Source organism: Nitrospirillum bahiense (assembly GCF_007828025.1).
In the GTDB taxonomy this organism is placed as follows: Bacteria; Pseudomonadota; Alphaproteobacteria; order Azospirillales; family Azospirillaceae; genus Nitrospirillum; species Nitrospirillum amazonense.
Genome location: NZ_VITO01000010.1, coordinates 13026 through 33026, shown reverse-complemented (window position 1 = coordinate 33026; position 20001 = coordinate 13026). Strand labels below are relative to the sequence as shown.

Here is a 20001-nt window from a genome sequence, read left to right as displayed (position 1 = left end):
TTCCCCGTTCGGCGCCGCCTGGGCGTTTTTCCCGGCCTCCGGCGGCAGCTCCCCAGTCCGCCTCTGCCCAGCGTTCTGTTTGGCTTGGGAGGAAGTTTTCCGATCACGTTAGCAATGCGTCAACGACCCAAGGGGTGGGACGGCCGATTCCGTGCATGTCTGTAGCTTTTTGGTTACACTTAAGCGATAAACTTGCGCCAAAAATGTTGAAATTGGACAAAAATAACCAGGCGACAGAATGAGCTGTCGGACACACATCTGTTGCAAATTAAAAACCAAACGGTAACAGCGACAAATTGCATCGTTTCGCGGGCGGGGACAGGGCCCGCGCCGGGGCCGCTGCCGAATCAGTAGGCGTCGCCGACGATTGCCCAAAGAGTGGGCGATGGCACCCGTTAATCGGGCCGATTAAGAAGCAGTCGCAGCTTTGATAACCTGTTGCCCACACGTGAACGATGCGCGCAAACAAAAAAGGCGGCCCCAGCCGGGACCGCCTTTTTCGAGAAGAGACGCCCGCCCAGGTGGGACGGGCGCCGTCCTTGTCATCAGAACTGGGTGCGGATCGTGCCCATGAACGTCCGCGGCGAGCCGACCAGGTAGAACGGTGTTGAGCCAGCCAGGCCGGGGATGCCCAGGGCCGTGGTCTGCGAGGTGCTGATCACGTTCATGTAGCGGCGGTCGAACAGGTTGTTGACGTTGAACTGCAGGTAGGAACCGTGGAAGCCGCCCATGTCGGGCAGATCCAGGCGGGCCTGGAAGTCGGCGACGAAGAACGGGGTGGTCCATTCGTCGTTCACGTCGGTGGCCGCGCGGGTGCCGGTGAACTTGCCCTGCAGCGACATGGACAGGATGTCCAGCGGCTTGTACTCGACGCGGCCGCCGGCCATGAACTCAGGCGTGTCCACCAGTTCCTTGCCCTTGGTCGGGACGATCACGGCACCGGACAACACGTTGCCCTTGACCTCGGAATGGGTCCAGCTGGCCGACGCGTAGACGTTGACCTGATCCAGGACGGCGAAGCCGGCTTCGCCCGCCACGCCGTACAGATCCACGCGGCCCAGGCTGCGGTCCTGGAACAGGGTGGGGTCGTCGGGGCTGGGGGCCGAGACCACGCGGTTGATGTAGCGGGTGTACCAACCTTCCAGGGAGGTCATCAGCCAGGTGGTCTGGAATCGGTGACCCAGTTCGAAGTTGTAGGTCTTTTCCGGCTGCACCGCGCCGGCGTCACGGATCAGGTTGTACAGGTTGTCGGTACGCGGGGCCGAGAAGCCTTCCGAGAACTGGAAGTAGACCTGATGCTCCGGCGTCACCTGGTAGGACACGCCCAGGCTGGGCAGCGGTTCGCTGAAGTCCTTCGTGGTGCTGTACGGCGCCTTGTAGATGGTGTTGGCGGCGACCGTGCCGGTGGTGCAGGAGGTGCTGCCCGAGGTGAGCGTGTAGCAGTAGTTGTTCAGCTCACGATGGAAATAGGGCAGACGCAGGGCCGGGATGATGATCAGCTTCTGGTCCAGGGCCTTGTAGGTGTATTCCAGCGAGGCCTGGTTCAGCTCGGCGATGGAGTAGCGGTTGCGGCTGTCCAGGATGGCGCCGTCGGCGGTGTAGATCTGGCCGGAGTTCTTGCCACCGAACACGTCCAGCGGGGTGCCATCGGAACCGATCTGGGTATATTCGCCCGTCTGGCGATGACGGCCGTAGTCCAGGGTGTAGCCGACGCGGAAACGGTTATCCTCGTTGATGTCCCAGATGACCGACGACGTCACGCCCGTGCGGAAGGTGTTGGTGTTGCTGGGGGCGTACAGCAGGACGGTGTCCAGCAGGTCGCCGTCGCCGTTCAGGTCCACGCCCTTGGCCTTGCTGGCGCCGATCAGGCGGGGGTCGGTCTCCTTGACCGAGCTGTAGCCGCCGCCGTTGGCCAGCGTGTACTGGAAGTAGGGGTCGACCGTCAGCATGACGTCGTCGGCCAAGTGGAAACGAGACTGGCCACGGACGTTGCCCGTGTTGGACGGGTTCAGCCGCAGGCCGTAATAGCCCAGGAAGGCGCCGCCGCCATCGGTGGTGGCGGGGGTATCGGCCTTGCCGTTGACGGCCGTCTGCGGGATCCAGTTGGTGTAGTAGTCGGCGAAGTAGTTCTGGCCAATCTGCGCGCGAGAAGCGGTGAAGAGGAAATTATTCCGGTTCTCATTGTAATTACCGGCCACGGAAATGAAGTCGCCGCCACCCAGATCTTCATAGACGCGGAAGTTTAGCTGCTTCTTCTTCTCTTCGCCTTCGCCCTTGAACTTGTTGTAGTCCTGATAGGACGCAGCCAGGAAGGCCGAGGTGTGGTTGCCAGGGCCAAAGGTGCCCGTGTCCAGCACGCTAAAGACGCGCTTGTAATTGTAGCTGCCGAAGCTCAGCAGCGTGTCGACGTTCAGGGTGTCCAGCGGCTTGCGGGTCTGCACGTTGACGGTACCGCCAGTGGCCGAGGCGGTCGGGCTGTCGACGTCGGTGGTGCCGATGTTCACCGTGGCGCGGGTGATCAGCTCTTCGTCCAGCTGCTGGTTGGAATAGATGGCATAGTTGCCGGTATCGTTCAGCGGGATGCCGTCGAAGGTCAGCGACACGCGGTTTCCGTCGAAGCCACGGATACGGATGTTGCCGCCGGAAGAACCGTAGGCGTCGTTGTTCGTGAAGTTCACGCCCGGCAGCAGGTTGATGCTCTGCAGGATCGACTGACCGGCGGTCTGCGTGGACAGATATTCCGCCGTCACGCTGGACTTGGACTTCGGCGAGCTCTCAGCCTGCAGGAGACCAGAGATGGACGGCTGCTGGCGGTTGCCGGCGACAATGATCTCATCCATTTCCTGCGAGGCCGTGGACTGCGCCAGCGCCGGAGCGACCCAGGCGGTGGCGGTCGCCAGGGCGACCATGCCCGTGCCGAGCTTCAGGAAAGTGGCGTAGCGGCGCCCCGGCGCCTGCGCGCGATTAAGCTTCTTCATCGATTGCCCCCAGAATTTGGATCGTTCGTCGTTCGGTCAGCCACACACCCGTCCGCACCCGTTCGTTCAGCCAGGTGAGGCCGTGTCGGGCGCTTTATTCCCTTCTTCGTATTACAACACCATTACAGAGGCGCGGCCTTCTTGCCGGACCCCCACCAAAACGCGCCGATTTGCCCCCAACTGTGGCCGTCAAAGCACATATCATGCGGGCGGCGCGACAAAGTGCAGCGCAGCTTTTTTGTGCAAAAACGGGAATAAAATCGTTGTTTATCAAATAGATAAATATTGACGCACATGCGTGCGCCATCTGTGTCGGGGGAAGTGTTGCAGAATGATGAAATCTTGACCTGTTGATCAGGAATTCGGGCGAATCAGCGCCGTAGGCGGCGGCGCGGCCGGCGGCCCGACCGGCAGGCCCGGCATGTCCGGAACGGCATGGTGGAATAACAGGGTCCCGCCTACCACCCAATCGCCAGTCTCGCAGGGGGCACCGCTCTTGGCGGGGGCGGCGGCCGGCCCTAATATAGATATTGGTATGCCTTCCAGGGGCTTGCCGGCTGTAATCGGGGGCGGTGCATGCGGCGCGCGGACGGTGAGGGGTGATGCGGCTACCGGGACTGCGCAGCAGGCTGCTGTTGCTGCTGGTGGCCGTCATCGGCGCCATGGCGGCCCTGATGGTGGTGGAAGGCCAGTCCAGGCGCCAGGCGGCGGTCATGGCCGCCCGCGCCCACGTGCGCATCCTGACCCAGGTGGCGGAGGAGGAACACCGGGTGCTGGTGGAGCAGCTTGGTCACCTGGTGGAAACCGTCGCCCTGCAGGAGGTGGATCTGTCGGCCGGCGACTGCGCCGGCGACCTGGTCCGGCTGAAGGCGGCGGAGCCGTGGATCGCCAACGTCTTCCTCTCGCGGCCCGACGGCACCACGATCTGCGCCTCCACCGGCAACCCCCCGGCCGCCCTCAACGTCAGCGACCGCCCCTATTTCCAGGAGGCGGTGCGCACCGGCCGCGCCACGCTCAGCGACTATATGATAGGCCGCACCACGCGGGCCCCCATCCTGGCCATGGCCCGTCCCATCCTGGGACCGGACGGTCAGGTCAAGGCCGTGGCCCGGGCCAGCATGCGACTGAACTGGGCCGGCCGCCTGGCGGCCATGGCCGCCGACATGCCCAATGGCCTGTTCGCCATCGTCGATGCCAGGGGCGAGGTGCTGGTGCGCTTCCCCGGCCCGGCCCAGGCACCCGCTCTGGCGACACCCCTGCCAGCGGCACCCCAGGCGGATGGCCCGGCCGCCCCGCTGGGGGACACCCCGTCCGGCGCCGTCCTCACCGGCCAGCGGCTGGACGACGCCCTGGTGTCGCAGCTGTTCGCGCAGCCCACGGGCACGCTGCTGTCGGCGGGGCTGGATGGTGTGCCGCGCATCATCGGCTTCGGCACTCTGCAGGGCATCAATGCCCGCGTTGTGGTCAGCCTGCCCCGGGCCGAGGCGGTGGGCGAGGCGGACGAGGATTTCTGGCGCAGCATGATGGGCCTGGCGGCCGTGGCCGCCGCCGCCCTCCTGCTGGGGATCTTCGCGCTGGAAACCTCGGTCATGAGCCGCCTCGTCACCCTGACCCGGGTGGTGGAGCGCATCGGCCGGGGCGAGCGGGGCGTGCGCGCGCCCGAACGGGCGTCGGACGCGGAATTCGCCGTGCTGGCCCGGGCCATCAACACCATGGCCCATAACCTGGAACAGGGTGCTTCCGACCTGGCGGAGCGCGAGGTGCGCTTCCGGGACCTGATCGACGTGTCCACGGACTGGTACTGGGAGGCGGATCCCGACCGCCGGCTGACCTATGTGTCGCCCGGCGTGCGGTCCATCGGCCTCGATCCCCTGCGCATGGTGGGGCAGAAGCAGATCGGTGGCCTGACCCCCACGCCCGAGACGGCCGCCGCCCTGGCCGGCGGCGCCGACAAGCAGGAATTCCGCGACCTGCGCTATGTCGTCAGCCACCCCAGCGGCAGGCGCTATCACATCGTGCTGTCGGGGCGCCCGCTTTATGACGCCGACGGCGCCATCCGGGGCTGGCGCGGCGTCGGCCGCGACATCACCGCCCTGGTGGAGGCGCGCGACGCGCTTGAGGAGAGCGAGGCCCGCTTCCGCCTGCTGGCCGACCGCGCCAGCGACATCATCCTGTTGACACGGCCCGATGGCACCCGCCTCTACGTCTCCCCCTCGGTGGAACGCATCCTGGGTTACGGCGTGGCGGAATTCACGCGGCTGCCCCTGTCGGAGTTGCGCCATCCGGACGACCAGGCCATCGACGCCACCCTGGACGCGCTCTCGGCGGCGGCCTCGCGGGCCGGTTCCGGCGCAGCCGGGGCCATGGCCGAGGGCGACCTTGCCGGTGGCGTTTCCGCCCGCTTCCGCCTGCGCCACAAGGACGGCCGCTGGATCTGGCTTGAGACCATCATCTCCCTAACCCGGGGCGATGATGGGACGCCCCTGCTGATCTCCGCCGCCCGCGATGTCACCGAGCGAGTGCGGCAGGAGGAGGAATTGCGCGCCGCTCGCGACACCCTGACCGTCGCCGCTGCCGAGCTGGAGCAGGCGCGCCGCGTGGCGGAAGACGCCAACGCCGCCAAGTCCGCCTTCCTGACCGCCACCAGCCATGAAATCCGCACCCCGTTGAACGGCATCATCGGGGCCGTGCAGCTGCTGGCGGCGGAGCCGCTGGCGCCCCTGCAGCGCGACCTGGCCGTGATCATCCGCGACAGCGCGCAGACCCTGTTGCTGCTGGTGGACGATCTGCTGGACCTCTCGAAGCTGGAGGCCGGGCGGGTGGACCTGGTGGCGACGGACTTCCAGCTGGCCGCGGTGGTGACGGAGGCCGCGCGCCTGATGGAAGGCCAGGCCCGGGCCAAGGGCCTGGCGCTCAGCACGCGCATCGCACCCGAGGCGGCAGCCACCTTCCGCGGCGACGCCCGCCGTCTGCGCCAGCTGCTGCTGAACCTGCTGGGCAACGCCGTGAAGTTCACCGACAAGGGGCAGGTCCAGCTGACGGCCGAGGTGGTCGAGGGCGCGCCGGCGGTGGAAATGGGCGTCCTGCGCGATGTGCGCGTGGTGCTGACGGTGCGTGACACCGGCATCGGCATGACGGCGGATCAGCAGGCGCGGCTGTTCAACCGCTTCGTCCAGGGTGATGACGGCATCGCCCAGCGCTATGGCGGCAGTGGCCTGGGCCTGTCCATCTGCCGCGAACTGGTGACCCTGATGGGCGGCACCATCACCCTGGACAGCGCACCCGGCCAGGGCAGCACCTTCACCATCGACCTCACCTTGCCGCGCCTGCCTGGCCAGGCTGCGGCCGCGGCCGAAGCGGCACCGTCCCCCGCCGCCCCGCCCACCAACCCGGCCCCTGCCGCCCTGCCCAAGCGCGGCGCTGGCCGCCGCGTGCTGGTGGTGGAGGACAACAGCATCAACGCCCGCCTGACAGAGATGATGCTGCGCACCGAAGGCTATGCCGTTGAATTGGCCAGCGACGGGGCCGCAGGCGCCGCCATGGCCCTGGGCCAGCCGCCGGTGGATCTGGTGCTGATGGATATCCAGATGGCCGGCCTGGACGGTCTGGAGGCGACGCGCCGCATCCGCGCGGGCGAGCCGCCGGGCCGCCGCGTGCCGGTCATCGCCATGACCGCCAACGCCATGGTGGGCATGCGTGAGGAATACCTGGCCGCCGGCATGGACGACTATGTGTCAAAGCCCTTCGACCAGGGCCGCTTCCTCGACCTGGTGGCCCGCTGGACCGGCGGGGTTGCAGCACCGGCGCACTCTGGCACGACGGAAGGGCCGCGGCCCATGGCCGGCCCCAGCGACGGCTTTCCCATGGCCGACCAGCCCCTGTTCGACGGCGAGCCGCTGGCCAAATTGGTCGATTTGGCGGGGCGCGACGGCACGGTGGACATGGTGCGGGAGTTCGTCAGCTTCGGGCAGGCGCGCATCGTCCGCACCGCCGGCCTGGTCACCGCCGGCAACCTGCCCGAGGCGCGGCGCGAGGCGCACAGCCTGATCTCCACCGTAGGCAATCTGGGCCTGCGCCGCCTGCAGTACCTGGCGCAGTCGCTGGAGCAGGCGTGCATCCAAGGCGACGCCGAAGAGGCGCGCCTGCTGGTCGCCGCCATCGTCGGCGTGGCGCCGGCATCCTGGGCCGCCCTGGCCCGCGACTATCCTGTGCCCATCGCCGCGGCGTAGTTGTTAGCCCCCTTAGATGCCGGCGTCCCATCCGGGGGCGCCGGTGTTTGAGAAGCGCGCATCACGCGCTTCCGATCAGAATCCCCGTCGCGAACACCAGCAAGCCGCCGATGATGACCTGGAAGGCGGCGGCCAGGAAGGTCGTGTCCATGTAGCGATTGCGGATCCAGGAGATGACGCCCAGCTCCACCACCACAACGGCGGCGGCGGCGGCCGTGGCCGTCCAGAACTGGGGGATGAGATAGGGCAGGGTGTGGCCCAGGCCGCCCACCGCGGTCATGACGCCGCAGACCAGGCCCCGCAGCCAGGGGCTACCCCGGCCGGTCAGGCTGCCGTCGTCGGACAGCGCCTCGGCGAAGCCCATGCTGATGCCGGCGCCCACGGCCGAGGCGATGCCCACCAGGAAGGTTTGCCAGGTGTCGTGGGTGGCGAAGGCGGCGGCGAACAGCGGCGCCAGGGTGGAGACGGAACCGTCCATCAGCCCCGCCAGGCCCGGCTGCACCACCTGCAGCACGAACAGGCGGCGTTCCGACGCGTGCTCCTCCTCCCGCACCTGGGGCGTCACCAGGCGGGACTCCAGCTGCTCCGCCCGTGCCTCGTGGCGGCGCTCCTCATCCGCCAGGTCGCCCAGCAACTGGCGGATGGCGGCGTCGGTGGAGCGGCGGGCCGCCCGGGTGTAGAAGCGCTTGGTCTCCGCCTCCATCAATTCGGCCTGCTGGCGCACCGTCTCCAACGACAGCGGGCGGATTAGCCAAACCGGCTTGCGCTGCACGAAACCGCGCACGTCCTGGCGGCGGATCAGGGGGATATGCTCGCCGAAGCGCTGGCGGTACAGCTCGATCAGGCGGTGGCGATGGCCGTTCTCTTCGGCTGCCAGGGCGTTGAAGACCTTGGCGCTTTCCGGAAAGTTCTCGCGCAGGCCGGTGGCGAACTCGTCGTAGATGCGCGCGTCCTCCTCCTCCAGCGACACGGCCAGCGCCAGCAGCTCCTGTTCGGTGAGGTCGGAGAAGTCCTTCATGGGGATGGCCTTGCGCAGGAACGGGGAATGCCGGGAAGACTAGCCAAGTCAGGCCGCCCGTCAACCCGCCGCATGCGCGAGGGATGCGGAATTCCCAAGTAATAATAATGAGTTGCGCTCGCTGCGCCGGAGCGGGGCCATGGCGTGGGGGCATGGGCTCCCTGCGCGCGATCCCCCTCATCAGCCGGGGGCTTCCGCGTTAAACTCCCGCCCCACTCCATCCTTCGAGGACGCCTGGGCATGTTGAGCTGGCAGACCCTATCGGCCTTCGCCGTCACCTGCTTCTTCCTGTCGGCCACGCCCGGCCCCAACATGCTGTTCGCCATGGGCATCGGCCTGCGCCACGGCGTGCGCGCGGCGGCCTGGGCGGGGGCGGGCATGTGCCTGGCGCTGGGCGCCATGGCCGGCCTGTCGGCGGTGGGCATGGCGGCGCTGCTGCAGGCCTCTTCCACGGCCTTCATGGTGGTGAAGGTGCTGGGCGTGGCCTATCTGCTGTACCTGGGCATCCAGGCCTGGCGGGCGGATCCGAAGGAGACGCTGCACGCCGAGGCCGATGCGGAACAGCGGGGAGAGGCTGTGCGCCCCGCCGACGCCAGCGCTCACCGGCTGTTGCTGCGCGGCCTGCTGGTCTGCGGTTCCAATCCCAAGGCGCTGATCTTCATGGCCGCCTTCTTCCCCCAGTTCATCGACGCCGGCCAGCCGCTGACGGCGCAGCTGGTCCTGCTGACCGTGCTGATGGTGGTGATCGAGTTCGGCTGGATCCTGACCTACGCCGTCGGCGGGCAAACCCTGGCCAGCCGCCTGCAGACGCCCAAGGCGGCCCGCCAGCTGAACCGCCTCACCGGCGGCTTGCTGATCGGGGCCGGCGGCGTCCTGGCGCTGATGCGCTGACTGGCGGGTATCGCGCCCGTGTAAAGCCGGGTCGCTTGCGGATCCGCGTCCATGGCCTACAGTGGGCGCAAGACCGGCTTGCGGTTTGTCCTGGGTATCATCCATGTCGGGGTGTCATGCGTTCGCGTCGTCTTTCCGCTTCCGTCGTCGCCGCCGGCTTGGCCGCGTCCCTGCTGTCCGGCTGCGCCTTTTTCGAGGGTGACGACGATACCGCCCCCGCCAAGCCCGGCGACGGCCTGCTGTCCCGGTTGGCCCAGGGCCCTGAGGCCCCACCCGCGCAGGCGCCCGTCCAGCCTGCGGGTTCCGCCCAACCGGTGACGCAGGCGCCCGCCGCCCCGCCGGCCGCCCCGATCAATGTTCCCGTCCTGCCGGCGCCGGCGGTGCAGGCGCCTCCCGCGCAGGCCGAGCCCGTGCAGACGCCCGACACCATCATGCCAGGCGCCCAGGGCCGGGCGGGTCAGATGGCCGTGTCCACCCTGCCGCTGGACGGCCACATCAATCCCCCCGTCGATCCGCCGGACGCGCAGCGGCTGGTGGCCCAGGCCGACGCGCAGATGGAGGACAAGAACGGCAAGGGCCCGTCGTCGCAGGACATGGCCTCCGCCCTGGCGCTGTTCGACCAGGCCATGGCCCGCGGCAGCCTCAAGGCGCGCGAGGCGCTGGCGGTCTATTATTACTACGGCCGGGGCACGGCCCGCGATCCGCAGAAGGCGGCGCAGGTGGTGAAGCCCGCCGCCCAGGCCGGCCTGGGCATGGCCGCCCTGATCTACGGCCAGTTGTACAACAACGGCAGCATCCCCGGCGGCGGCGCCGGCGAGGCGCAGTACTGGTACAACATCGCCCGCCGCGCCGGCTGCGCCCCTTGCATATCCAGCCACCAGGAATTCCTGAACAGCATCGAGGCCAAGCTGAACCTGCCGGCCAGCAAGGGGCAGGGCGACCTGGCCAGCGACCCCATCGTGCTGGCCGGCATCACCGACAGCGCCGCCGGCACCAAGCGCGAATACACCACGCTGGGCATCCTCTATCCCGGCTGGAAGCAGGTGGAACAGCGCCAACTGACGGAAAACGGCCGCACGCTGGACCAGTTCACCCTGGAAAACGCCCAGCAGCGCCGGGTGCGCGTCTATTTCGACGCCACCGGCTGGGGTAAGCCGGCACCCAAGGCCAAGTAGGAAGCCGGCCCAGCGGATGCAGGCGCCCGGAACCACGAAATCCGCCTGAACACCAGGCCCGACTATTGATTCCAGGCGCGGCGCAGGGCCTGGCCGCAGGCCATGCTGGCCAGATAGGCCTTCGGCGCCATGACCTCACGCGCGATCAGGCCATAGGTGCGGCGGTCGGCGCTGATCCAGGGATAGAAGCCCATCATGCCCGGGCTGCTGAAGGCGCCGTCGCCGCCGGGGCCATCCTCCACCCAATGGTTCAGGCTGTAATGCCAGGGCTGGGGCAAGTCCGGCGCTTGCACGGCCGCGCAGTCCGGTCCCTGGGTACAGACGGGGTGGCTGCCCAGCAGGTCATGGATGCGCAGATGGCCGGACACCACCTTCCGCAGGAAGGCGCCATAGGCGGCCGGGCTGGCCTTCAGCCCGCCGGACACGCGGGGGGCGGCATAGTCCAGGTGCAGATCCGGGCCCAACACCCGCCGCACCTCCGCCGCCAGGCCGTAGCGATCCAGATCGCCCAGGCCCAGGGTGGTTGCCAGATACTGGTCGTGGCCGCCGTTATAGCTGAACCGGCCCTGGTGCTCGGCATTCCGCAAGCCGTTGCCGCGCCGGTCCAGGCAGGCGGCCACGGTGTGGGCGGCGAAACAGGCCAGCGGGTTGAAGTTGTCATAGCCGGACCGCATCTCCAGCGCGTCCAGCTGATCCGGCGTCAACTGGCCGCCCACCCGCTCCACCACATAGGCGGCGAAGACCAGCTTGCTGGCGCTGGCCACCTGCAAGGGCTTGTTGGCGCTGTAGCGGCTGCCTCGGCTGCCGCTGGCCAGGGTCCCGCTGCCGTCGCCGATCTCCCAGTAAAAATCGCCCATTTCCCGGCAGGCGGCGTCGGTGCCGGCCGCCGCCGCCACGGCCGCGCGGCGGCGGGCCAGGCCATGATGGGGATCGGCCTTCTGGTACGCCTGGGTCTGCAGGGTATCCATAGGGATGGCATGGGCGACCTCCGGCGAGGCCGGTGACGGGGCCGGCGATTGGGCGTGGGCGCCGGCAGCGGCCATCAAGGCGGCACCCGACAGGCCTGCCGCCAGGGCGGCCGCCCGCCATCTCACCGTCATTTCCAACACCCGCCGTTGCACACGCACGTCCGCCGACCACACCCATTGCCCAGAGCGCCGCCATGATATCAGCCGCCCCCGATGGCGGGTATGGACGGGGCCGGTACTGTCGTCTTTGTCGCAGGCGGTCTATCCGGGCGATATGCATCTCATGCGCGCATTGAATGAAAAATACATACGTATTAATTGTAGCGTTGCTTTCAATCGGGACGCTCTCCAGGGTGTCCCGCAATCAGCGGGGGTAAATGGGATGGCGACGACCTATGATGCGTGGCAGACCACTTTCTTCTTCAACAACATCGCCAATGACGCCGGCGGGCAGGACGTGACGGTGGACTTGGATAAGTCCCTGCCGAAAAGCGCCGCCCTGCAGGCGGGCGCCACGGCGGCGGCGGCGCAGCTGACGGCCATCCTGACGACCGGCGTCGACAAGGCGATCAAGGCCGCCGGGCCGCAACTGGGCGCCGACGACTGGACCGTGGTGTGGGGCCCCCAGGTCCTCTGCATCGATCCGGTCGCATTAAGCGTCCGTTGGGAGGCGTCGCCGCCCACCGCCCGCTTCAACGCCGCCAACGCCCTGTTCGTGGTCTACAGCCCCACGCTGGCCCGCTATGTCGTGGCCATCGCCGCCACCAACTTCAAATCCTTCTACGACTGGCTGAAGGAGGATTTCGCCGTGGCCACCGTGGTGGCGTGGGAGGGGGCCTTGCAGGTGTGGAACGGCGGCACCAACGACACCCAGCCCAGTGACCAGATCCCCTGCATCTCCATGGCGACCTACACCGGCATCACCAACCTGCTCGGCATCGTCGACACCCAGATCACCCAGCAGACCTTGGTGAGCTTCCTTAAGGGATTGACCCCGCCGTCCGGCACCACGCTGACTTTCACCGGCCATTCGCTGGCGGGCGCCCTGTCGCCGACGCTGGCCATGGCCTGTTTCGATCCCACCGCCGGCCTGCTGCGGGACGGTTCGTGGGCGGCCGGCGATGCCATGATCTACGCCACCGCCGGCGCCACCCCGGGCAACGCCCCCTTCGCGGCGCTGGTCAACGGCACCGGCTGGGCGGGCGCAGACCAGACAGGCAGCCAGCCCTGGCAGATCTGGAACCACGACATGTACAACAACGTGGATGTGGTGCCCCACGCCTGGGGGTCCGCCATGCTGGACGCCATTCCCGGCTATTACGGCACCTATTACGGCGCGCTGACCACCGACCTCATCACCCACCTCATCTCGCACGCCCGCGCCTATGCCAAGAAGGGTGAGGCCGTGGCCGGCCCCTACACCCCCATCAACAACCAGGCGCTGAATCCCGAGGGCCAGTCCGCCGCCTTCGACGAATTCGTCTCCAGCTACAAGGTGGCGGAGGGCGGCGGCGAGGTGATCGAATACCTGACCCCGGCCCAGGCCGCGGCGGTGTCGCCCCCGCCCACGGACAAGACGCAGGTGTCCTGGACCGAGCAGGTGCTGTTCCAACACACCACGGCCTATGGCCAGTTGATCCTGCAGAACACGCCGCAACCGGTGAAGTTGCCGTCTTAAGGCCAAGGGGACCAAACAAGGAAAGCTGACAAACAAGGAAGGCCGGCGTCCATCCGGGCGCCGGCCTTCCCCCGCGGTCTTCGCCCTTTTGCTTGGGCGTTCCTCCCTCTCCCCAGGAACTCAGGAACCCGCCTCCATCAGCCGGTCATAGGCCGGCAGGGTCAGGAATTCGGCGAAGCGGTGCTGAAACACCAGGTCGGAGAACAGGCGGGCCGCCTCCTCATGGCGGCTGTGGGCCAGGGCCACTTCCCCCACCCGGCCGATCCAGGCGGCCAGTTCCTCCTCGATGATGCGCTCCACCAGGGCATGGTCGACGGTGCGGCCGTCGTCCAGCTTGGCGCCATGGCGCAGCCACTGCCAGACCTGGGCGCGGCTGATCTCCGCCGTGGCGGCGTCCTCCATCAGGTTGAACAGGGGCACGCAACCCTGGCCGCGCAGCCAGGCCTCGATATAGCCGATGCCCACCGCCACGTTCTGGCGCAGGCCGGCCTCGGTGCGCGGGCCTTGGGGGATGGTCAGCAGATCCTCCGCCGTCACCCGCACGTCATGGCAGGTGGCGTGGATCTGGTTGGGGGTGCGCATCAGGTCGTCGAACACCTCGCGCGCCACCGGCACCAGCGCCGGGTGGGCCACCCAGGTGCCGTCATGGCCGTTGCGGGCCTCCCGCTCCTTGTCCGCCCGCACTTGGGCGAAGGCGCGGTCGTTGGCGACCGGGTCATCTTTCACCGGGATGTAGGCCGCCATGCCGCCAATGGCCGGGGCGCCGCGGCGGTGGCAGGTCTTCACTGCCAGGCGGGAGTAGGCGTTCAGGAAGGCCTTGTCCATGGTGACAGCCGCCCGGTCGGGCAGCAGGGCGTCGGGGTCGTTCCGGAACTTCTTGATGAAGCTGAAGATGTAGTCCCAGCGGCCGCAGTTCAGGCCGGCGGAATGGCAGCGCAGCTCGTACAGGATCTCGTCCATCTCGAAGGCCGCCAGGATGCTTTCGATCAGCACCGTGGCCTTGATGGTGCCGGGGGGCAGATCCAGGCATTCCTGGGCGTGCAGGAAGACGTCATTCCACAGCCGCGCCTCGGCCCGGCCTTCGATCTTGGGCAGGTAGAAATAGGGGCCGCTGCCCCGAGCCAGCAGTTCGCGGGCGTTGTGGAAGAAATAAAGGCCGAAGTCGAACAGGGCGGCCGAAACGGGCCGGCCGTCGATCAGCACGTGCTTTTCCTCCAGGTGCCAGCCGCGGGGGCGGACCATCAGCACGGCGACCTTGTCGTTCAGGGCGTAGTTCTTGCCCGACACGGGGTCGGTATGGGTGATGGTGCGGCGAATGGCGTCGCGCAGGTTGACCTGGCCGTCCATCACGTTGGCCCAGGTCGGGGCGTTGCTGTCCTCGAAATCGGCCATGAACACCTGCGCGCCAGAATTCAACGCGTTGATGATCATCTTGCGCTCGACGGGGCCGGTGATCTCCACCCGGCGGTCGCGCAGGTCGGCCGGCTGCGGTTCGACCGTCCACTCTTCATGCCGGGCATAGCCGCAGGCGGGGTTGAAGGCCGGCTTCTCGCCAGCGTCCAGACGGGCCTGACGCTCCACCCGCTTTTCCAGCAGATAGCGCCGGCGCCAGCCGAAGCGGCGTTCCAGGTCGGCCACGAAGGCCAGGGCGGCGGGGGTCAGGAGGACATCATAGCCGGGCTTGGACGCGGCGCGGATCTCGATACGGCCTACCGGGGCATCCGGGGACAGGCGGGGGGCCGAGGGGGCGAGCAGAGCGTCAGGCATGATACCTCTCCCTTCAGATCAGGGGGCCCGTCGCGGATAGGCTCAGGCCCTCGGAGGCGATGATTTAGGGGGCAGGGGTGCGGCGGCGGGACGCTCCAGCGTCGTTCAAACCCCGTCGCCGCACCCCTGCCAGGGCAGGGGATGGAATGGGCCATCCCTGCCGATCTCGTGGACGCGTTGGAATTTGGTGAAATCCGGAGGGGAAACCGGGCGGCGGCGGGACGCTCCAGCGTCGTTTATTCCCGCCGCCGCCCGAAGGGTGCTTCCAGGCGAACGGTGCGTCGGCCTTCCCTGGAAGTCACCCCGTTCCGGGGACGGAGACGATCAGTGGAACTGGTCGGTCTCGGTCGAGTCCTTCATGGCGGTGGTGCTGCTGGTGCCGCCGGTGATGGCCATGGACACGGCGTCGAAGTAGCCGGTGCCCACCTCGCGCTGGTGCTTCACCGCGGTGAAACCGTGCTCCACGGCGGCGAATTCCTTCTGCTGCAGCTCGGAGAAGGCAGCCATGCCGCGCTCCTTATAGCCGCGCGCCAGCTCGAAGGTGGCGTAGTTCAGCGAGTGGAAGCCCGCCAGGGTGATGAACTGGAACTTGTAGCCCATGGCGCCCAGCTCCTGCTGGAAGCGGGCGATGGTCGCCTCATCCAGGTTGGCGCGCCAGTTGAAGCTGGGCGAGCAGTTGTAGGCCAGCAGCTTGCCCGGGAACTGCTTGTGCACGGCCTCGGCGAAGCGCCGGGCGTCATCCAGGTTGGGCTTGGACGTTTCCCACCACAGCAGGTCGGCATAGGGGGCGTAGGCCAGGCCGCGGGCGATGCAGTAATCGACGCCCATGCCCTTGCGGATGCGGAAAAAGCCTTCCGGCGTACGGTCGTTGCGATCGATGAAGGGATGGTCGCGCTCATCCACGTCGGACGTGATCAGCTGCGCGCTTTCCGCGTCGGTGCGGGCCACCACCAGGGTGCTGGTGCCGGAGACGTCGGCGCCCAGGCGGGCGGCGTTCAGGATGCGGATGAACTGCTGGATGGGGATCAGCACCTTGCCGCCCAGATGGCCGCACTTCTTTTCCGACGCCAGCTGGTCCTCGAAATGGACGGCGGCGGCGCCGGCCTCGATCATGGACTTCATCAGCTCATGGGCGTTCAGCGGACCGCCGAAGCCGGCCTCGGCGTCGGCGACGATGGGCACCATCCAGTTGATGTCGTCCTTGCCCTCGGAATGGGAAATCTGGTCGGCGCGCAGTAGGGCGTTGTTGATGCGCTTCACGACGCTGGGGACCGAGTTGGCCGGGTATAGGCTCTGGTCCGGGTACATCTGGCCCGCCAGGTTGGCATCGGCCGCGACCTGCCAGCCGGACAGGTAGATCGCCTCCAGGCCGGCCTTGGCCATCTGCACCGCCTGATTGCCGGTGAAGGCGCCCAGGCTGTGGACGTAGGGGCGGGTGTGCAGCAGTTCCCACAGGCGGCGGGCGCCCAGCTCGGCCAGGGTGTATTCGATCTTCACCGTGCCGGACAGGCGCTTCACGTCCTCCATGGTGTAGTCGCGCTTCACACCGTCGAAGCGGCGGGCATGCAGCGCCTTCAGGTCGGTGGGGGTGGGGCCTTGATCCAGCGGAGCCATGATCGCCTAATTCCTTTCATTCAAGACGTCGGACGGCCTTTTGAGCGAGGTTGGAACCATGATGGTTCCGGCCGACCTGATGATGTTCCCGTGACCGCCGGCGTTCGCCTGTTTCGCACTGCGTCCGTCGCGTTCACTGCACTGCATTAGACTTGGCGATTTGGTAAACCGGATCAATAAGTCTTTGATTGAAAAGTGGTAACGATGTAATCTCTTGTAATGTCGGTAAGTGAAAACTTGTAAAGTTTGTAAATTCACTTACCCTTCCGGCGCAGTGCGGAAGGGGTGGGAACCAAGCGGCGGCGGGGCTAAGACCCCGTGAAAACAGGCCGCCGGGGGACCGGATGGGAGGGAGTGGCGCGCGATGGCGGCGGAAAAGAAGGCGATGCTGGGCCACAAGGTGCGCCGCCTGCGTCGCGACCTGCACCTGACCCAGGCCCAGATGGCGGAGATGCTGGCCATCTCCCCCTCCTATCTGAACCTGATCGAGGGAAATCAGCGGCCGCTGACCGTGGCGCTGCTGCTGAAGATCGGCCAGACCTTCGACGTGGACCTCGCCACCTTCGCCGAGGATGACGAGGTGCGGCTGGTGGCGGGCCTGCGCGAGGTGTTCGCCGACCCGCTGTTCGACCATAGCGACATCAAGAACCAGGACATGAAGGAACTGGCGGCGGTGGCCCCCGGCCTGGGCCAGGCGGTGGTCACCCTTTATCGCGCCTATCTGGAGGCGCGGGAGGACATCCAGGCGCTGGCGGAAAAGGTGGACGACCGCGACCGCCAGCACCCCCAGGCGGCCGGCCAGCAGTTCGCCCAGGATGAGGTGGGGGAGTTCTTCCAGGATCAGAACAACCATTTCCCCGAGCTGGAGCTGGCGGCGGAAACGCTGTGGTTCGACGGGGACCTGGACTCGGCCGACCTCTATGGTTCCCTCGCCCGTTTCGTGCAGAAGGCCCACGGCCTGACGGTCAAGCTGATGCCGGTGGAGGTGATGGGCGAGACGGTGCGCCGCTACGACCGCCATTCCCGCCGCGTGCTGATCTCGGAAATGCTGCCGCCGGCGGGGCGCACCTTCCAGCTGGCGGTGCAGGTGGCCCTGATGCGGCACCGCGACCTGCTGTCGGCCACGGTGGAAAAGGCCACCATGGCCAGCGAAGATTCGCGTCAGCTGGCCCGCATCGTCCTGGCCGGCTACTTCGCCGCCGCCGTCATGATGCCCTATGGCCGCTTCCTGGAGGCGGCCAAGTCCGCCCGCTATGACATCGAGGTGCTGATGCACCGCTTCGTCGCCAGCTTCGAACAGGTCTGCCACCGGCTGACGACCTTGCAGCGGCCGGGGGCCAAGGGCGTCCCCTTCTTCCTGGTGCGGGTGGATCCGGCGGGCAACATCTCCAAGCGGTTCAGCGCCGTGCCCGGCTTCCACATGGCGCGCTTCGGCGGCGGCTGTCCGCGCTGGACCGTGCACCAGGCCTTCCGCAACCCGGGCCAGATCCTGACCCAGCTGATGCGCATGCCGGACGGCACCAGCTATTTCGCCATTGCCCGCACCCTCAGCAAGGCCGGCGGGTGGAAAAGCGTGCCGCGCCAGTTCGCTCTCAGCCTGGGCTGCGAGGCGACGCAGGCGCATCAGCTGATCTATGCCGACGGCATCGACCTGGCCGGCGCCCAGGCGACGCCCGTCGGCACCAACTGCCGCCTGTGCCCGCGCCTGGACTGCACGCAGCGGGCCTTCCCGCCCTTGAACCACCGCCTGGTGGTGGATGAGAACATCCGCGGCCTGTCCAGCTATATCGGGCCGCCCACCGGCTGATGGTCATATTAACGGCGGGCATCCATCCCATCCCCTTGCGTCCTTGCCGCCTAACGCCGTAGGCGCCAGGGTGGCGCCGGATCGTCGTGGGGGAATGCATCATGCGCAGGTTGGCGGTGGGTATGGCCTTGGGCGCCATCGCGGGCGTATCGATGGCCGCGTTCGCCGACCCGGCGCCGGGCCTGAAGCCCATGGCCTTCCTGGCCGGCCATTGCTGGAAGGGTGAATTTCCCAGCGGCCAGCGCACCGACACCCACTGTTTCGCCTGGCTATATGAAGGCAAGGCCCTGCGCGACACCCACACGGTGCGCACGCCCGGCCAGCCGGACTATGTGGGCGAGACGACTTACTATTGGGATCCGGCGGCCAAGCGGGTGGAATACCTCTACATCGAGAACCAGGGCGGCATCAGCCACGGCACGGTGACGGCCGAGGACGGCGCCCTGGTCTTTCCCGCCACCCAGTATGTGGCGGAGGGCGAAGCCATGACCTACCGCGTGCGCTGGACCCCGCAAGGGACCGGCGATGGTGAGCCCGCATCGTATGAAGCGTGGAGCGAGGCCCAGACCAAGGACGGCTGGTCCACCATGTTCAAGCTGGCGCTGAAGCGGCAGCCCTGACTTTGCCGCTGCCGGATCAGTGGCCCTTGGGGGTTTCCAGCGCGCGGTCGGCGGCCGCCAGGGCGCCCTTGCCGGCCAGGGCCAGGACAATGACGTAGTTTTGATAGTGGCGCAGCCGTTCGATCAGGGTCTGGCGCTGGGCGGGGCTCATCTGGGCGGGATCGTTGCCGAACAGGCGCATGTCCTGCCATTCCGCCAGCTGCGCCTTCTCCTGCTCCGTGAACAGGCGGAAGCCGGCATAGGCTTCGGCGTAGCGGCGCACCTCGTCGTAGGGCAGTTCACCCAGGGCCTGGGTCGCGATGGCGGCATCCCAGCTTGCGCTGGACATCAGGTCCAGGCGGATGCCGGGGTACTTAAGCTCGGTGCCTGCGGCCCCCTTGCCCTGCTGCCAGGCGGTCAGCAGGGCGATGTCCTCCTCCGCCCGGCTGTTGTGTCCGTCGATCTCGGCCATGACCTCCTGCACCGCCTTGCGATTCTCCGCCAGCTCGGCATGGAAGCTTTCCACCGCCTGCCGTGCCAGTTCATGGCGATGATAGGCCTCCACCGCCTGTTCCAGGCCCAGCGCGATCAGGATGCCGACGGTGACCACGCCGATATGGATGGCGAAGTCCTTCAGGGATTGGATGGGGCTTTCCGGGGCGTGGATTTCCATGGGCGTGTGTCGCGTCTGGTCAGGATGGGAATGGAAAAGGATCAGTTCAGGATTTTCTGCAGGAACACCAAATCCAGCCAGCGATCGAATTTGCGCCCCACTTGGGGCAGGCGCCCGGTCTCGCTGAAGCCATAGCGCTGGTGCAGGCGAATGCTGGTCAGGTTGCTGGCCTCTATCCCCGCGATCATGACATGCAGGCCGGCGGCCGTCGCCCGCGCCAGCAGGGCGGACAACAGGGCGGTACCGATGCCCCGGCCCCGCGCCGCCTCATCCACGTACAGCGAATTCTCCACCGTGTGCTGATAGCCGCTGCGGGCGCGGAATTCACCATATGTGGCGAAACCCAGCACCTCGCCCGGCGGCGCGTCGGGGCCGGGTGTGGCCACCAGCACAGGCTGTCCCTTGGCCTGGCGGTCGGCCAGCCAGGCGGCACGCTCCGCCACCGAGGTCGGCTCCAGGCTCCATATCGCGGTGGTATGAACGATGGCCTCGTTCAGGATGGCCACGATTCGCGGCAGGTCGGCGGCGTTGGCGTCGCGGATGTGGACGAAGGGGGACTGCGCGGCGGACATGGGCGTCGGACGGACCTCGGGTTCTTGCTTTG

Annotated in this window: 13 protein-coding genes; 6 read left to right on the top strand and 7 right to left on the bottom strand. The window is 67.5% G+C overall.

Annotated features, from left to right (window positions below):
* Positions 1-545 precede the first annotated feature (545 nt).
* Entirely contained in the window at positions 546-2978 is a 2433-nt protein-coding gene (locus tag FBZ88_RS15830; protein WP_211102683.1) for a TonB-dependent receptor, read from the bottom strand.
* 602 nt (positions 2979-3580) lie between these two features.
* Between FBZ88_RS15830 and FBZ88_RS15825 the strand changes: the two genes are divergently transcribed.
* The gene (locus FBZ88_RS15825; RefSeq protein ID WP_145618199.1) at positions 3581-7207 is read left to right on the top strand and encodes an ATP-binding protein; all 3627 of its coding nucleotides are present in this window, start codon (positions 3581-3583) and stop codon (positions 7205-7207) included.
* Positions 7208-7268: 61 nt separating this feature from the next.
* On the opposite strand, the gene mbfA is transcribed toward FBZ88_RS15825, so the two are convergent.
* Positions 7269-8225 (bottom strand): iron exporter MbfA, encoded by a 957-nt coding sequence (gene mbfA, locus FBZ88_RS15820; protein ID WP_145618198.1) that lies wholly within the window; start codon positions 8223-8225, stop codon positions 7269-7271.
* A gap of 240 nt (positions 8226-8465) precedes the next feature.
* Here mbfA and FBZ88_RS15815 point away from each other — a divergent pair, with 240 nt between their 5' ends.
* A complete protein-coding gene (locus FBZ88_RS15815; RefSeq protein WP_246138684.1) occupies positions 8466-9116 on the top strand; it encodes a LysE family translocator in 651 nt (216 codons plus the stop codon).
* 116 nt (positions 9117-9232) lie between these two features.
* A complete protein-coding gene (locus FBZ88_RS15810; RefSeq protein ID WP_145618197.1) occupies positions 9233-10291 on the top strand; it encodes a tetratricopeptide repeat protein in 1059 nt (352 codons plus the stop codon).
* A gap of 62 nt (positions 10292-10353) precedes the next feature.
* Here FBZ88_RS15810 and FBZ88_RS15805 read toward each other — a convergent pair whose 3' ends face one another.
* Positions 10354-11391 (bottom strand): hypothetical protein, encoded by a 1038-nt coding sequence (locus tag FBZ88_RS15805; RefSeq protein WP_211102682.1) that lies wholly within the window; start codon positions 11389-11391, stop codon positions 10354-10356.
* Between the two features lie 250 nt (positions 11392-11641).
* On the opposite strand from FBZ88_RS15805, the gene FBZ88_RS15800 reads away from it, so the two are divergent.
* Positions 11642-12937, top strand: a complete 1296-nt coding sequence (locus tag FBZ88_RS15800; RefSeq protein ID WP_145618196.1) for a hypothetical protein — start codon at positions 11642-11644, stop codon at positions 12935-12937.
* A gap of 120 nt (positions 12938-13057) precedes the next feature.
* On the opposite strand, the gene aceB is transcribed toward FBZ88_RS15800, so the two are convergent.
* Positions 13058-14704, bottom strand: coding sequence for a malate synthase A (gene aceB, locus FBZ88_RS15795; protein WP_145618195.1), 1647 nt, complete (start codon positions 14702-14704; stop codon positions 13058-13060).
* Positions 14705-15028: 324 nt separating this feature from the next.
* Positions 15029-16318 (bottom strand): isocitrate lyase, encoded by a 1290-nt coding sequence (aceA, locus tag FBZ88_RS15790; protein WP_145618194.1) that lies wholly within the window; start codon positions 16316-16318, stop codon positions 15029-15031.
* A gap of 364 nt (positions 16319-16682) precedes the next feature.
* Here aceA and FBZ88_RS15785 point away from each other — a divergent pair, with 364 nt between their 5' ends.
* Both FBZ88_RS15785 and FBZ88_RS15780 read left to right on the top strand, forming a co-directional pair.
* Positions 16683-18125: a helix-turn-helix domain-containing protein gene (locus FBZ88_RS15785; protein WP_145618193.1), complete on the top strand. Its 1443-nt coding sequence runs from the start codon at positions 16683-16685 to the stop codon at positions 18123-18125.
* A 101-nt stretch (positions 18126-18226) separates the two neighbouring features.
* Positions 18227-18745 (top strand): hypothetical protein, encoded by a 519-nt coding sequence (locus FBZ88_RS15780; RefSeq protein ID WP_145618192.1) that lies wholly within the window; start codon positions 18227-18229, stop codon positions 18743-18745.
* Positions 18746-18761: 16 nt separating this feature from the next.
* On the opposite strand, the gene FBZ88_RS30915 is transcribed toward FBZ88_RS15780, so the two are convergent.
* Positions 18762-19397 (bottom strand): hypothetical protein, encoded by a 636-nt coding sequence (locus FBZ88_RS30915; protein ID WP_145618191.1) that lies wholly within the window; start codon positions 19395-19397, stop codon positions 18762-18764.
* Between the two features lie 41 nt (positions 19398-19438).
* Positions 19439-19969 (bottom strand): GNAT family N-acetyltransferase, encoded by a 531-nt coding sequence (locus tag FBZ88_RS15770; RefSeq protein ID WP_145618190.1) that lies wholly within the window; start codon positions 19967-19969, stop codon positions 19439-19441.
* Between the last annotated feature and the right edge of the window lie 32 nt (positions 19970-20001).

Coding starts and splice junctions, on each gene's coding strand:
- FBZ88_RS30915 (WP_145618191.1), bottom strand. CDS start 19,397: ATGGAAATCCACGCCCCGGAAAGCCCCATCCAATCCCTGAAGGACTTC.
- FBZ88_RS15770 (WP_145618190.1), bottom strand. CDS start 19,969: ATGTCCGCCGCGCAGTCCCCCTTCGTCCACATCCGCGACGCCAACGCC.
- aceA (WP_145618194.1), bottom strand. CDS start 16,318: ATGGCTCCGCTGGATCAAGGCCCCACCCCCACCGACCTGAAGGCGCTG.
- FBZ88_RS15830 (WP_211102683.1), bottom strand. CDS start 2,978: ATGAAGAAGCTTAATCGCGCGCAGGCGCCGGGGCGCCGCTACGCCACT.
- FBZ88_RS15810 (WP_145618197.1), top strand. CDS start 9,233: ATGCGTTCGCGTCGTCTTTCCGCTTCCGTCGTCGCCGCCGGCTTGGCC.
- FBZ88_RS15800 (WP_145618196.1), top strand. CDS start 11,642: ATGGCGACGACCTATGATGCGTGGCAGACCACTTTCTTCTTCAACAAC.
- aceB (WP_145618195.1), bottom strand. CDS start 14,704: ATGCCTGACGCTCTGCTCGCCCCCTCGGCCCCCCGCCTGTCCCCGGAT.
- mbfA (WP_145618198.1), bottom strand. CDS start 8,225: ATGAAGGACTTCTCCGACCTCACCGAACAGGAGCTGCTGGCGCTGGCC.
- FBZ88_RS15815 (WP_246138684.1), top strand. CDS start 8,466: ATGTTGAGCTGGCAGACCCTATCGGCCTTCGCCGTCACCTGCTTCTTC.
- FBZ88_RS15805 (WP_211102682.1), bottom strand. CDS start 11,391: ATGACGGTGAGATGGCGGGCGGCCGCCCTGGCGGCAGGCCTGTCGGGT.
- FBZ88_RS15780 (WP_145618192.1), top strand. CDS start 18,227: ATGCGCAGGTTGGCGGTGGGTATGGCCTTGGGCGCCATCGCGGGCGTA.
- FBZ88_RS15825 (WP_145618199.1), top strand. CDS start 3,581: ATGCGGCTACCGGGACTGCGCAGCAGGCTGCTGTTGCTGCTGGTGGCC.
- FBZ88_RS15785 (WP_145618193.1), top strand. CDS start 16,683: ATGGCGGCGGAAAAGAAGGCGATGCTGGGCCACAAGGTGCGCCGCCTG.